This window comes from Lentisphaerota bacterium (genome assembly GCA_016873675.1).
Lineage (GTDB): Bacteria > Verrucomicrobiota > Kiritimatiellia > RFP12 > JAAYNR01 > VGWG01.
The window spans coordinates 1-14,347 of sequence record VGWG01000076.1; the positions used below are offsets into that span (position 1 = coordinate 1).

Genomic DNA, 14,347 nt, shown 5'->3' on the forward strand with positions numbered 1-14,347 from the left:
TGCCGACCACCCGCGAGCTTGCGGTGCAGCCCGACGCCGCCGAGACCCGGCCCGAGGCCACGACCCGGCCCGACGACATCGCAGTCAACACCGAAAACCTCTGAGGCGCTTGCAAAACCTCCTGCGTCGGTTCTGCAAGCGCCGTATTCAGAAGCCCGAATTCAGAATTCAGGATGGGAACGTGTTCTCATATTCTGACTCCTGACTCCTGACTCCTGTCTTCAGATTCCGACTCCCTGATCCACCCGCCTTTCCACATAATCGCAAGCGCGCCCTATCGGCGAAAAAAGACAAAAAAGAGTTGTATTTTCACCTTAAAAAACATACACTCTCTGGAACTTTATTAACACGAGAGGCGCTTGCAAAACCCCTTGAGGCATGGGCGTCCCGCCCATGAATCACGGGCAAGATGTCCGTGCCGCTGTGGATGGCAGATGTTTCGCATGAGCCTCACGAGAAAATGGTATGTCCCAAGATAGTTCTTCCTCCGCTTCAGACGATCCTCACACCTCGCCCGCCCCCGTCTCGCCGGGCGGCGATTACACGGCGGCCAACATCACCGTCCTCGAGGGAATGGAGGCGGTTCGCAAGCGGCCCGCCATGTACATCGGTGACACGGGCCAGCGCGGATACCACCATCTGGTCTATGAGGTGGTGGACAATTCGATCGATGAGGCCCTCGCGGGCCATTGCACGCATATCGAGGTTACACTCAACCCGGACGGGTCGCTGAGTGTCACGGACGACGGCCGCGGCATTCCGGTGGACATGCACCCCACCGAGGGCCGCCCCGCCCTGGAGGTCGTGCTGACCAAGCTGCACGCGGGCGGCAAGTTTGACAGCTCGAACTACAAGGTTTCGGGCGGCTTGCACGGCGTCGGCGTCTCCTGCGTCAACGCCCTCTCCGAATGGCTCGTGGTCGAGGTGCGCCGCAATGGCAAGATTCACCGCCAGCGCTTCGAGCGGGGCATCCCCGTCTCGCCGCTGGAAATCATCGGCGACACGCAGGGTCGCGGAACCCAGGTGACGTTCTTCCCCGATCACACCATCTTTACCTGCCGAGGCTTTCAATGGGATATTCTCGCCAACCGGCTGCGCGAGCTGGCTTTTCTCAACCGTGGCGTCCGGATCACGTTCTCCGACATCGACTCGGGTCGGGTGGAGACGTTCCTGTTCGAGGGTGGCATCGTCGAGTTTGTCGCCTATCTCAACAAGAACAAGTCGGCCGTGCATCCGAATGTCATCTATATTGAAGGGACCCGCGAGGCGGTCGTCTGCGAGATCGCGATGCAGTACACCGACGCCTACAACGAGAACGAGCACTGCTACTGCAACAACATCAACACCATCGAGGGGGGCACCCACCTCAGCGGTTTCCGCTCGGCGCTGACCCGCACGGTGAACAAGTATGCGGCGGACAAGAACCTCAGCAAGGCCAATGACGAGGCGATGAGCGGCGACGATATCCGCGAGGGGCTGACGGTCATCATTAGCGTCAAGGTCCCGCAGCCGCAGTTCGAGGGGCAGACCAAGACCAAGCTCGGCAATGGCGAGGTCGAGGGGATCGTCGCCCAGATCGTCAACGACCAGCTCGGCGCGTTCCTGGAAGAGAACCCGTCGGTCGCCCGCAAGATCATTGAAAAGGCGGTCCTGGCCGCCCGCGCGCGGGCCGCCGCCCGCAAGGCGCGAGACCTCACCCGCCGCAAGGGCGCGCTCGACAGCGCCGCCCTCCCCGGGAAGCTGGCCGATTGCTCCGAGCGCGACCCCGCCAAATGCGAGTTGTACATCGTCGAGGGCGACTCGGCCGGCGGCTCGGCCAAGCAGGGCCGAAACCGCGAAACGCAGGCGATTCTTCCCCTCCGCGGCAAGGTGCTGAACGTCGAGAAGGCGCGCATTGACAAGATCCTCAACAACACCGAAATCCGCACCCTCATCACCGCCATCGGCGCGGGCATCGGCACGGACGATTTCGACCTCGCGCGGGTCCGCTATCACAAGATCATCATCATGACCGATGCCGATGTCGACGGCGCCCATATCCGCACCCTGCTGCTGACGTTCTTCTATCGCCAAATGCCGCAACTGATCGAGCGCGGCCACATCTACCTCGCCCAGCCGCCGCTGTACAAGGTCACCCGCAAGCAGCGCGAGGAATACGTCGACAGCGACGACCAGTTGACCCTCAAGCTCCTGTATCTGGGCTGTGACGACGTGGCCGTGGAGCGTGACGGCGTGCGCATCGAAACCGACGCCCAGCGCGCCCTCCTGAAGCTGCTGGTCGAAACCGGCGCCACCGTCAACGGCCTCCGCCGCCGCGGCGTGCCGGTGGAAGGCGTGATCGCCGCCCGCAAGCGCGACACCGGCGACTACCCCCGCTACATGGCCGCGATCAAATCCGGTGACGGGGCCGATATTCGCTTCGCGTTCACCGATGCCGACCTCGGCGAGCTTCGCCAGCATGCCGAACGGGTGCTCGGCCACCCCGTCGACCTCGCCGAAACCCAGGTGCAGGGCTATAACCCCGCGGCCTCCCGGCCGTTCTGCTGGCTGGAACTCTTTCGCGCGGGCGCGCTGCGCGCCAACATGGAACAGTTGCGCGCCCTGGGCTTTACGCCCGAACACTACATCGGCGGCTCCGCCGCCTTCGCGCACATCATCGACGGTGACCAGCGCGTCCCGCTCACCGCCCTCCCGGATCTGCTCGACGAGGTGCGCGAGCGCGGCCGCAAGGGGCTGAGCATCCAACGGTACAAGGGCTTGGGCGAAATGAATCCCGACCAGCTCTACGACACCACCATGGACCCGGCCAGACGGAGACTCCTCAAAGTGGTTCTGGATGACGCCGTCAAGGCCGATGAGATCTTTACGCTGCTGATGGGCGATGAGGTCGAGCCGCGGCGCCGGTTTATCGAAGAAAACGCGCTCAATGTCCGCAACCTTGACATTTAAGGGACGCCATGCCAGACGATTTAGTTGTTGAGAACCCCCTGGGCGTGAGCCCGATCGCCATTGAAGACGAAATGAGCTCGTCGTACATCGATTACTCGATGAGCGTCATCATCGGGCGTGCCCTGCCCGATGCCCGCGACGGCCTGAAGCCCGTCCACCGCCGCGTCCTATTTGCCATGCAGGAGCTGGGCAACACCCACAACAAGCCCTACAAGAAATCGGCCCGCGTCGTCGGTGACGTGATCGGTAAATACCACCCCCACGGCGATCAGGCGGTCTACGATACCATCGTGCGCCTGGCCCAGGAATTCTCCCTGCGGTATCCGCTCGTCGATGGCCAGGGCAACTTCGGCTCGATCGACGGCGATCCCCCGGCCGCCATGCGTTACACCGAAGTCCGCATGGATGCGCTGGCCGAGGAGATGCTCGAGGATCTGGACAAGAACACCGTCGCCTTCGGCCCGAACTATGACGAGACGCTGGAACAGCCCCTGGTGCTCCCCTCCAAGCTGCCCAACCTCCTGCTCAACGGCTCGACCGGCATCGCGGTCGGCATGGCCACCAATATTCCCCCGCACAACCTGCGCGAGCTGGCCGACGGCATCACGCATTTCATCGACCACCGCGACTGCACCATTGACGATCTGATGCAGTTCATCAAAGGCCCCGACTTTCCCACCGCCGCGACCATCTGCGGCACCCGCCAGATCGAGGCGATGTACAAGTTCGGCCGCGGCCAGATGACCGTCCGCGGCTCGGCGGCGATCATCGAAGAGCGCAACCGCGATGTGATCATCATCAGCGAGCTTCCCTATATCGTCAACAAGGCCAACCTGATCTCCACCATCGCCGAGATGGTCAACAACAAGGCGCTGGAGGGGATTTCAGACGTTCGCGATGAGAGCTCGAGCGAAGGCATCCGCATCGTGATCGAACTCAAGCGCGGCGCCATGGGCCAGGTGGTGCTTAATAATCTGTATAAGCACACGCAGCTCCAGACGACCTTTGGCGCGAACATGCTCGCCATCACCAATGGCAAGCCGAAGTTGATGAATCTGAAGGAGCTGATCCGCTGCTACGTCGACCACCGCTTCGAGGTGATTACCCGCCGGACGATCTTCGATCTGGCCAAGGCCGAGGCGCGCCAGCACATTCTGGAAGGGCTGCTCAAGGCCCTCGACAACCTGGACGCCATCGTGCGCGCCATCCGCGAATCGAAAAACCGCGACGCCGCGCGCGGCCTCCTGATCGAGCGGTTCGCCTTTAGCGAGAAGCAGACCGACGCGATTCTCGAGATGCGTCTGTACCAGCTCACCGGACTCGAGCGCGACAAGGTCGCGGCCGAGCACCGGCAGGTGGGGGAACGGATTGCCTACCTGCGCAGCCTGCTTGCCGATGCCGCCAAAATCTACGACCTGATCAAGGCCGACCTCGCCCTGCTGCGGGAAAAATACGGCGACGCGCGGCGCACCCGCCTGGTGCCCCTGGAGAATGAGGTCAATATCGAGGACCTGATCGTCGACGCGCCCTGCGTGGTGACGCTCAGTCACCGCGGCTATATCAAGCGGGTCCCGCTCGATACCTTCCGCGAACAGCGCCGCGGCGGCCGCGGCGTGACCGGCGTGACCACGCGCGAGGAGGATTTTGTCGAATCGCTCTTCATCGCCGCCACCCACGACACCCTCTTGTTCTTCACCACGCTCGGCCGGGTCTATGCCGAGCGGGCGTTCGAACTGCCCGAGGCCTCGCGCACCTCCCCCGGCAAGGCGATCGTCAATCTCCTCGATCTCCGAGAGAATGAGAAGATCGCCGCGCTGCTCCGCATTCGCCAATTCCGTGAAGATCAGAATGTGATTTTCGCCACCGAGCAGGGGACAATCAAAAAGACGATACTCGCGGATTACAAGAATGTCCGTCGCGCCGGTATCCACGCGATCAAACTGGAGGAGGGCGACAGCCTCATTGATGTCCGCCTCACCAGTGGCAATGATGACGTGATCCTCGCGACCCGCTCCGGAACGGCGATCCGCTTCAACGAGGGCGAGGTCCGGAATACGAGCCGCAGCGCGATGGGCGTCAAGGGGATCACCCTGGAGGCCGGAGACGTCGTGTGCGCCTTCGATGTGGTGGACACGAGCGCCTCCTTCCTCATCGCCTGCGCGAACGGTTATGGCAAGCGGACGCCCTTCGACGACTTCCGCACGACGCATCGCGGCGGCAAGGGCATCATCGGCATCCAGACGAGCGACCGCAACGGCACCGTCGTCTCGGCCCACACCGTGCGCGACAACGAGTCGCTGGTGATGGTCACGTCCAACGGCATGATGGTCCGCTCGCCCGTGGACCAGATCCGCATCTGCGGCCGCAACACCCAGGGCGTCCGCCTGATCAACCTGGAGGACGCCGACAAGCTCGTCTCCGCCAGCGTCGCCCCCGCCGAGGACGAGGATCTGCCGGAGCCCGCCGCTGAAGCCCCGGACGGCGCAAGCGCCTCATCTGAAAGCCAGCCGCCCGCAGAGCGGGAACACACGTAAGGGTAACTGAATCAGAATGTTGTGACGATTTTCAAAGCAACTTCAAGATTCAAGTTATAGGCAAGCTGAAAACTGAAAATGGAAAGCTGAAAGGTGCCGACGCGAGGGATCAGGAAACGCGCGGAAGCGGGTGCGTGCGTCAGCTTATTTTATTACCGCCCCCCCCGCTTCCCTCTTTTCCGCTTTCTCCTTCGGCTCGCTTGCGCTTTCCCACACACACTCCCACACCCTACACTCGCTTCGCGCCTCTCAAGAAACACCGCGTCCACGCGCCATTCAGGCCCGCCCCTTGTCAGGCCCCCTTGTCAGGTCGTGTCATTCCCCAGCTTGGATCCCGCTCCAGATGGCCTTGATCGTCTCCTCCTGGTTGAAGCCGTCGGGTGCCGCGGCGCTGCGGGTATTCGCCCTGTACCAATGCGACGTCCCGCCCTTCGCGTCTTTCAGCGGCACGCCCAGACAGACCCGCCCCGGCATCTGCAACCACGCGTTCGCATCGTTCGTGCGAAGCCAGTCCCAGGCGTAGCGCAGCCACGCGTTGCGGTCGTCTTCGCTCTGGCGCGCGAACCAGTCGATCTCGCAGTAGCCCCAAGCATAGGGACCGCCGATGGGCTGCCCTTCCTTGCCCGTGGGGTAGCCATTGTCGAACTGGACGTAGTACGGCAGGTGGTCGCAACTCCAGCCGCTGGGCGTGATTCCACCGGCGCTCCGGCCGTAGATCGTGTCCCGATGTCCCATCTTGAGCACGCATTTCTGGGGCGACTCCACCACATCAACCGGCCGCAGTTGCATCTGGTGCATGTCCAGCAGCAGCTTGCCGTTCGCGACGAAACCCGGCGTGTGCTGCGAGTTGAACAGGACCCGATCGGGCACGCGCCGGATCGCCGGGTTGGGTGTCAGAACATCGTCGGGTTTGCGTGCCTCCACGGAGGGACGCGCACTCAATCGCTTATGAATCTCCACCCACAACACACCCACCCCCGCCAACGGGACCTCCTCATCCCCCGACGATGGAGGCGAGCTTGAAGATCGGGAGGAACAGACTGATCACGATGCCGCCGATCAGGATCCCGAGGAAGACCATCAGGAGCGGCTCGAGCAGGGAGGTCAGGGCCGAGATCATCGTCTCGACCTCGTCGTCGTAGGTGTCGGCAATGTTGACGCACATGGAGTCGATCTGGCCGGTCTTCTCTCCCGCCGCGAGCATGCGGACCATCAGCGTGGGGATGCAGGCCTTCCCCTCCAGGCCTTGAGCCAGAGGGCTTCCTTGTTCAACCGTGGCGCGGGCTTCGAAAATGGCCTCGCTGATGATCATGTTGCCGCTGGTGCGCGCCACGATCGAGAGCGCGTCGAGGATCGGCACGCCGCTTTTCATCATCAGCGCGAGAATGCGGCTGACCCGGGCGATGCAGGTTTTCTGGGTCAGGAGGCCGAAGACCGGAAGGCGCAGCAGGATGCTGTCGATTCGCCGGGTGCCCGTCTCGGTTCGTTTCCATCTGACGAAGAAGAAGGCCGCCACGCCGATTGCGCCGATGAGCCACAGGCCGCGCTTGCGGAAGAATGCGCTGGTGTCGAGCAGAAATTGAGTCGGCCCCGGAAGCTGGGCGCCGAATTCGGCGAACATGCCGCCGAAGACGGGGACGACGAACGTGATCAGGCCGATGGCGATGATGAGTGCGACGCACAAGACGACGATGGGATAGGTCATGGCGGCCTTGACCTTGCGTCTGAGGCGCGCGGTGGATTCGAGCAGGTCGCCGAGCTGGCGCATGGTTACGGCGAATTCGCCGCTGCGCTCGCCCGCGCGGACGATGTTGACGTAGAGGGCGTCAAAGACCTGCGGATAGAAGGCCAGGGAGTCGGAGAAGGTGTTTCCGGCTTCGACATGGAGACGGATGCTGGTGAGGAGCTTCTTGAACGGGGCGAAGGTGGTCTGCTCTTCCAGCGTCGTGAGACCCACGATCAGCGACATGCCGGCGCGAAGCATCGCCGAGAGCTGCCGCGAGAACGGCGCCAACTCGCGATTGACGATGCGACGCGCGCCGGAGACCGCGACCCGGTTCTGCCAGTGGGAGGGGTGCCCGCCCACCTTCCGGGAGATGGGCTTCTTCTCGGCGCTGAATCGGCCCGAAGGCTGGGCCGGGGTGGCACGCGCAGTCGGTTGGGTTGGTTTTTGAACAAACAAGCTCATGAGTTATCGGCTCCTTTAGTCACCGCCGGTCACGTCGATCGATTCCGTGAGCGAGGTGATGCCCGCCCGCACCTTGAGCAGCCCCGCGTCTTTGAGCGTGATCATGCCGGCCTTAACGGCCATCGCCTGGATGTCGGAGGACGGGAGGCTGCGGGCGATGGCATCGCGGATTTCGGCGTTCACCGTGAGAACCTCCATGACGGCGTTGCGTCCCTTGTACCCGGTGTTGTTGCACTTGGGACAGCCGGCCGGGCCGTAGATCACGCCGCCATCAAAAAAGTCGGGCCGGATATGGTTGCGTTCGAGAACGACCGGATCGGGATGGAGTTCCCGCCGGCACACGGGGCAGATCTTGCGAAAAAGGCGCTGAGCTTGCGCCAGGATGAGCGAGGAGGCCAGCAGGAAGGGCGGCACGTGCATATCGGTCAGGCGCGCGATGACACCCGCCGCGCTGTTGGTGTGCAGCGTGCTCAACACCAGATGGCCGGTCAACGCGGCCTTGACCGCGATGTCGGCGGTCTCGTTGTCGCGAATTTCGCCGACCAGCACGATGTCCGGATCCTGCCGCAAAACCGAACGCAGCACCGAGGCGAAGGAGAGCCCGATCGCCGTGTTCACATGGACTTGGTTGACGCCGGGGAGCTGGTATTCGACCGGATCCTCAGCCGTGACGATGTTGACGTCGGACTTGTTCAAGTCCTGCAGGCACGAGTACAGCGTGGTCGTCTTGCCGCTGCCGGTCGGCCCTGTCACCAGAATGATCCCGTTGGGCTGGTTGATGGCATAGGCCATCGCCTTGAAGGCGAAATCATCGAGCCCGAGCTGGGCCAGCCCCGGCGCGAGGTTCGTCTTGTCGAGGGTTCGCATCACCACCTTTTCGCCGTGGACCGTGGGCAGGATGCTCACGCGGATATCCACCTCGCGGCCGAGCGCGCGAATCTTGAAGCGGCCGTCCTGCGGGACGCGGCGCTCGGAGATGTCCAGGTCGGCCAGGATCTTGACGCGCGAAATCACGGCGTTGTGATGGGTCTTCGGCGGCGCGGGGCGTTCGATCAGGTTGCCGTCGATGCGGTAGCGGAGCCGGGTCGTCCGTTCCTGGGGCTCGATGTGGATGTCGCTGGCGCGTGTGCGGAGCGCCTCGACGAGCATCATGTTCACCATCCGGATGACCGGCGCGCCCTCGGCGCTCTCAATGGTCTTCTCCAGGCTCTCATCCTGCTCCTCATGGCCGACCTCGACATCCGAGACGCCGTCGACCTGCATCACTTCGGCCAGATCCAGGCTCTGGGAATTGCCCGCTGTGGTTCTGCCGAGCTGGTCGCTGATCTCCTTCTCGACGGCGACCAGGGGCGTGATCGACAAACCCGAGAGCGCATGGAGATCGTCGATGATCTGCAGATCAAAGGGATCGGCCAGCGCAACCACCAGCGTCTGGTGGCATTTGGAGATCGGCACAGCCTTGTAGCGGAGCCACGCCTCGGGCTCCAGCAGATCGAGCAGCGCCTGGTCGGGTGTGAAATGGCCGAGTGCGATCGGTGCCAGCCGGAGGTAATCGGCAATCGCGAGCGCCACCGCCTCCTGGGAAACCGTCGCGTTTTGCGCCAGATACTTCTCGATGGGGACATCGCCACAATCGGCCTGAGCCGCAGCCAGTTGCTCGGGCGTGATGGCCTTTCGCAACAGGAGGATCTCGGCGATCTGATGTGTGTGTATCGTGGACATGAAGAACCCAGTGATGTATAAATTATCAAAAGTGAGGCAGGATGCGCCAGCCTGATCTTTTGCCTGATCTTTTGCGCCTCTTGTAACCCGGCATTCAGGAGTCAGGATGAGAATTGCTGGATTGCGATTGCATTTCAGATCGGGATGTGCAAAATAAAGGCCCTCGGGTGAAAATGCGTGGCAGGCAATCACGAGGATTGCGGAAGCGAAGGGGGCGGAACGATGAGCGACCCGGAACGGCAGGGGGGCCCGGACAACGAGGCGCAATGGGGCACGATTGCCATCTATGAGCAGATTCTGGCGGCCAACTCAGACGATACAGACGTGCTGTCGGAACTCTTCAGGGCGTGTCTGGCTGTTGGGGAGACCGCGCGGGCGCAGGGCTATGGCGAGCGTCTGGGCGCGCTGGCCCTCGACAGCGGCGATCCCGACCGCATGCGTGCGATGCAGGCACTGCTGTCCCCGCATGCCGAGGCGATCACGGGTCTCCAGGCGGTGATTGGAGACTTGGCTGCCGGAAAGCGTGTTCAGAAGGCGCCGCCGCCACCGGCCGCCACCCGGCAGGCGCCCCCTCCCGCCCGGCGGACCCCTCCCGCTCCGGCCGCCACGGGCGAATCGACGGACATCATCGCGCTGGTTGCAAGCATTCTGGAGCACATGCCCGATGACCGGAAATCCCTCGAGGTGTTGGCGGCCGCCTATCCGAGGCCGGACGACGGGCCTCAAACGACGAACAGTCTTTTCCGTCTCGCCGAGGTTCTGATCCGCGCGCAAGACCGGGCTGCCGCCGCTGGCATGCTGGCTGAGCTTGAGGCGTTAAGACAGGTCGCGCCCGAGGCGGTGCAGGCGGCCAGCCGCTTGGAACAGTTTCTCAACGTGGCGCCCGCCGCCGCTGCGCCGGTCGCACAGACGGCGCCCCCCGTCGGCAGCGTGCCGTTGTCGCTGGCCATCGATGCGACGCGGCGCCGCGCGGTGCTGGCGGATGAAATGGACCTGCTCTGGGATCTGAAACAGCAGGGGCTGGTGACCGAGGCCCTGTACGCCGGCGTGGTGCGTGACCTGACCGAGCTGACCTCAAGCGACAGCATCACCACCATATCGGCGTTGCACGGCCTTTCGTTCCGCGGGTTCGCCGGGCTTGACGCGCTGCTGGTGCAGATCGGGGCCCGGGCCTCAGTTCCCGTGATCGCCCTGGTGGGCTTCGATCTGCAGCCCGGCGTCTTTGGTGCCCTTCCGCTCGACTATCTCACGTTCCAGGGGGTGATCCCCTTTGAACGGCTGGGGGGCGAAATCCTGGTGGCGGTGCTCAATCCGGTCAGCGCCCGGCTGCGAAACGAGTTGTCCGCCGCGCTCGGCTGCCCGTGCCACTATTTTCTCATACCGCCAGCCGATTTCGATATCGCCTTGGAAGTGGTCAAAAACCGCTATCAGGCGGCCTAGCACACAGTACGAGGCTTCTGAATACGGCACTTGCAGAACCGACGAAGGAGGTTTTGCAAGCGCCTCCCCGCGTCTCAGAGCACCCAGTCGATCTCGGTTGAGCCGTCGGCGGCGGTCCGCACGTCGGCCACGCCCGCCGCGCCTGCGGGCGCCGGCAGCATCAGGATCTTGAACACCGTCTCGACCCGCCCCAACGCGGGGAGCCAGCCGTAGGTGGGCGTGTTGAAGAGGCGCCCCAGCCGCACTTGCGCTTCCAGCGGACACGGGAAGGGCGAATTGGCGAACTCGACGCCGCGGGCCAGTGTCTGGCCGGCCCAAGGCGCGGCATTCCGGCAGCGGTTCTCCTCCCAGTTGCCCGTCCACGGGTAGTCGCTCCGCCGCCACTGATAGACCACCGCCGCGCCCAGCTTGGGATTGAGCATCGAGGCCCAGGCGTCGTCGCGGGTGACATCCATGCGCATCGCCGCAAAATCACCGCTTGTGCGGTATGCGCGTTCGATCCGTCGCAGATCCACCGATTCGCCCGCCGCGCCCGGCGCCAGGGGCCACTCAAAGGGGGCGTCCGGCGCCAGGCGCATCTTCTTGCTGAAGCCCGTAGAAATGACCTGTCCCTTGTCTGCGGACAGATCAAGCACCGTCACGCCCTTTTCCAGAAAGGGGTCGCTGAACGTGCCGTGCTCGCACACGGTGAAGGGGCGGTCGAAATCGAGGAGGCTGCGGATCACGGTTGTCACGGTGATGACGTGGGAGCCGGCGCGTGTCTCATAGGTCCGGTCGACGAACAGGCCCTCTTTCAGCAACGCGCAACTGAGGGACAGCTTGGAGACGGTCTTGGTTTCGCGGCGCGCAGATTCCTTCCAGCGCATGATGGTCGCCTCGCCGTGTGTGTCGAGCCCTGCAGCCGCCTCTGCAGCGGAGGGAGGCCCGAAGTGGCCCAGACAGAAGACGTGGCCGGCGATCGAGGCGAGCAGCGCGCTGCCGCCGAAGGAGGCCGCATCGCGCGTGGCGCGGTACTGCCACGGCTCGACGGTTTTCCAGACCGGCTGCCAGAAGGGATTGAGGCCGGGTTTATCGGCCAGCGTGAGCGCGGCCAGATGCCCGCCGCCCTCCAGGATCGTCAATTCGATCTCGCCGCTGCCGACCTGCCAGGCCCGGCGTCCGCCGAACGGTTTGCGTGTAATGCCCATCACCGCCCTCCCTTCTGTGCTGTGTTCAAAACGTGTGGATGACAAGCCCGGAGCGGAGCTTGGGTTCGAACCAGGTGCTTTTGGGCGGCATGATCTGGCCCGCGTCGGCGATGTCCATCATCGCGCTCACGGTCGTCGGCGCCAGAGAGAAGGCCACGGCGTCACGGCCGGAATCGACCCGTTTCTTTAATTCGCCGGTGCCACGGATGCCGCCCACAAAGCTGATCCGCTGGCTGGTGCGGGGGTCGTCGATCCCCAGCAGAGGCGCCAGAAGCCGCGTCTGCAAGACGCTCACATCGAGGCGGTCGACCGGGCCGGCCTCAAACGCCGGCCAGGAGAGCGTGTGCCAGTCGCCGGCCAGATACATCTGCGCTTGGCGCGGTCCGGCCGGTTCGGCGCAGCCGCTTTTCCGGACATCGAACACCCGGCCGGTCCGCTCCAAAAACGTCGCGGCGTCGAGGCCGTTCAGATCGGCCACACAGCGGTTATAGGGGAGAATGCGCAAGTGCGACGCGGGAAACAGCACCGCCAGGAACCAGTTGTATTCTTCGCTGCCGTCGTGGCCGGGGTTTGCGGCGCGGTGCTGCCGGGCGGCCCGCCAGGCCGAGGCGGCGCGATGGTGGCCGTCCGCAATGTAGGCGAGGGGAACGGCCTGGAACAGCGCCGTCCAATCGGTCTGCCCCTCGGTGCTCCGCCAGACCGTGTGGCGAATGCCGTCGGCGGCCGTGAAGTCGGTCAGAGGGGCCTCTCGGACCACTCGGGCCACGGCGGCATCCAGCGGGGCGCTGTCGCGATAGGTCAGGAACACCGGGCCGGTATTGGCCCGGAGGGTGAGCGTATGGCGCGTGCGGTCATCCTCTTTGTCGCGCCGGGTCTTTTCGTGCTTGCGAATGACGTTGTTCTCGTAGTCGTCGGCATGGCAGCAGACCACCACGCCGGTCTGGCTGTGCGCGCCCATGATCTGCCGGTAGACGTAGGTGCACGGCTGAGGCTCGCGGATCAGGGTGCCGCGCGCCTGAAACGCGCGGAAGGCGCGCAGTCCCTGTTCATAGACGCGATCATCATGAATGCCGACGGTGTCGGGGAGGTCGATCTCCGGGCGCGAGATGTGCAGCAGGCTGTCGGGATTGCCCGCCGCCAGCGCGCGCGCCTCGGCCGTGTCGACCACGTCATAGGGGACAGCCGCCACGGCCGCCGCCTTTTCCGAAGCTGGAATCCACCCCGCAAAGGCCTTGACCTGCATCGCCCGCTCTTTCTCAGAAGCCGATGTTGACGATCGGCATGAACGGCACGTCCGATCCCTGGATGACGTTGATGATGCCGATCTGGAAGCCGCGGAGCAGGATACTGCGATTGACCAGTCCGACCTGGACGCCATAGAACTCGTCGCTGAGGTTCAGCAACCCCACCTGAAAGCCCTCGCCGCAGCGCGCATTGTTCCAGCCCCCGATCTGGACGCCTGTGAGCTTTCCGTCCACATCGTTATACAGGCTGACCTGGAGCGCGCCGGCGCGGTCGCGGACGAGATTCCCCAGCAGGTTCACCTGAAGCCCGTACAGGTAGGTGGATTCACCCATCACGCCCAGATCCACGCCGGTCACCGAATCATTGCGTCCGTGGGGCAGGTTCAGACGGAGGCCCGCGACGTCAATGGCGCCTTCCTTCCGGGACAGGAAGGAGATCGAAACCGGACGCGCGTCAAGCGCAGCGTCCGCGCTTAAAACACAAGCAACCGCAGCGGCGGCGATCCAACAAACAGGTTTGGTCATGTGACAATCCCCAGCTCTGTGCGATTTCCCGCCGCCTGTCTTCGAAACAGGCGAAAGGCCCAACCATTGGACAACACGCCCGGCGCGAGCTCCGACTTAAAAGAAACCCGGGCCAAAGCGTGCCGTTACTTTACAACGTGCGGCATAATCCTTCAACACAAACTTTTATCATTTTTTAACGGGGGGTCCAAAATCAGAATTGCAGTTGGCTGCAAAGGGGGGTATGATGACCCACATGAAGCGGTACATTCTGTGTTGTGGAGCGGCTGTGGCCGCTGTTGGGCTGGCCCTTTCGGGGTGCCGGCTGTCGGATATGCGCGAATTTACGGTGCGCGCCCCCGCGGTCAAGAATGAGGCGTGCGCGCAGCGCGTGGCGCGGGCGCTCGCGGCGCTTGACGGGGTTGACCTGTCGACGCTCAGGGTTGACGGGCGGGCCGGCACGATCACGATCCGCTATGAATCCATGAAGCTGGGCCGGAAGAACATCGAGCACGCGATCGCCCACGCGGGTTTTGATGCCAACGGCATCCCCGCCTCCGATGCGGCGAAGGCGGCGCT

At 63.8% G+C, this 14,347-nt stretch carries 10 protein-coding genes; 4 read left to right on the top strand and 6 right to left on the bottom strand.

Annotation, left to right across the window (positions count from 1 at the left end; genetic code table 11):
- The first annotated feature begins 465 nt into the window (after positions 1-465).
- Both gyrB and gyrA read left to right on the top strand, forming a co-directional pair.
- Positions 466-2,949: a DNA topoisomerase (ATP-hydrolyzing) subunit B gene (gene gyrB, locus FJ222_09415; GenBank protein ID MBM4164640.1), complete on the top strand. Its 2,484-nt coding sequence runs from the start codon at positions 466-468 to the stop codon at positions 2,947-2,949.
- Positions 2,950-2,957: 8 nt separating this feature from the next.
- Positions 2,958-5,483 carry a DNA gyrase subunit A gene (gene gyrA / locus FJ222_09420; protein MBM4164641.1) on the top strand — a complete coding sequence of 842 codons (2,526 nt, stop codon included), beginning with the start codon at positions 2,958-2,960 and terminating at the stop codon, positions 5,481-5,483.
- Positions 5,484-5,798: 315 nt separating this feature from the next.
- Here the strand turns inward: gyrA and FJ222_09425 are convergent, their stop codons facing one another.
- The 3 genes from FJ222_09425 to FJ222_09435 form a co-directional block, all read right to left on the bottom strand.
- On the bottom strand, positions 5,799-6,407 hold the full coding sequence (locus FJ222_09425; GenBank protein MBM4164642.1) for a hypothetical protein: 609 nt from the start codon (positions 6,405-6,407) through the stop codon (positions 5,799-5,801).
- 70 nt (positions 6,408-6,477) lie between these two features.
- Positions 6,478-7,671 carry a type II secretion system F family protein gene (locus FJ222_09430; GenBank protein ID MBM4164643.1) on the bottom strand — a complete coding sequence of 398 codons (1,194 nt, stop codon included), beginning with the start codon at positions 7,669-7,671 and terminating at the stop codon, positions 6,478-6,480.
- A 15-nt stretch (positions 7,672-7,686) separates the two neighbouring features.
- Entirely contained in the window at positions 7,687-9,393 is a 1,707-nt protein-coding gene (locus FJ222_09435) for a secretion system protein E (protein ID MBM4164644.1), read from the bottom strand.
- 222 nt (positions 9,394-9,615) lie between these two features.
- Between FJ222_09435 and FJ222_09440 the strand changes: the two genes are divergently transcribed.
- Positions 9,616-10,833, top strand: coding sequence for a hypothetical protein (locus FJ222_09440; protein ID MBM4164645.1), 1,218 nt, complete (start codon positions 9,616-9,618; stop codon positions 10,831-10,833).
- A 74-nt stretch (positions 10,834-10,907) separates the two neighbouring features.
- Here the strand turns inward: FJ222_09440 and FJ222_09445 are convergent, their stop codons facing one another.
- The 3 genes from FJ222_09445 to FJ222_09455 are packed head-to-tail and all read right to left on the bottom strand — an operon-like array spanning position 10,908 to position 13,789.
- The gene (locus FJ222_09445) at positions 10,908-12,020 is read right to left on the bottom strand and encodes a hypothetical protein (GenBank protein MBM4164646.1); all 1,113 of its coding nucleotides are present in this window, start codon (positions 12,018-12,020) and stop codon (positions 10,908-10,910) included.
- Between the two features lie 25 nt (positions 12,021-12,045).
- Positions 12,046-13,263, bottom strand: coding sequence for a DUF1015 domain-containing protein (locus tag FJ222_09450; protein ID MBM4164647.1), 1,218 nt, complete (start codon positions 13,261-13,263; stop codon positions 12,046-12,048).
- Between the two features lie 13 nt (positions 13,264-13,276).
- On the bottom strand, positions 13,277-13,789 hold the full coding sequence (locus FJ222_09455) for a hypothetical protein (GenBank protein ID MBM4164648.1): 513 nt from the start codon (positions 13,787-13,789) through the stop codon (positions 13,277-13,279).
- A 223-nt stretch (positions 13,790-14,012) separates the two neighbouring features.
- On the opposite strand from FJ222_09455, the gene FJ222_09460 reads away from it, so the two are divergent.
- The coding region (locus FJ222_09460; protein ID MBM4164649.1) for a heavy-metal-associated domain-containing protein at positions 14,013-14,347 on the top strand (335 nt) is incomplete at its 3' end.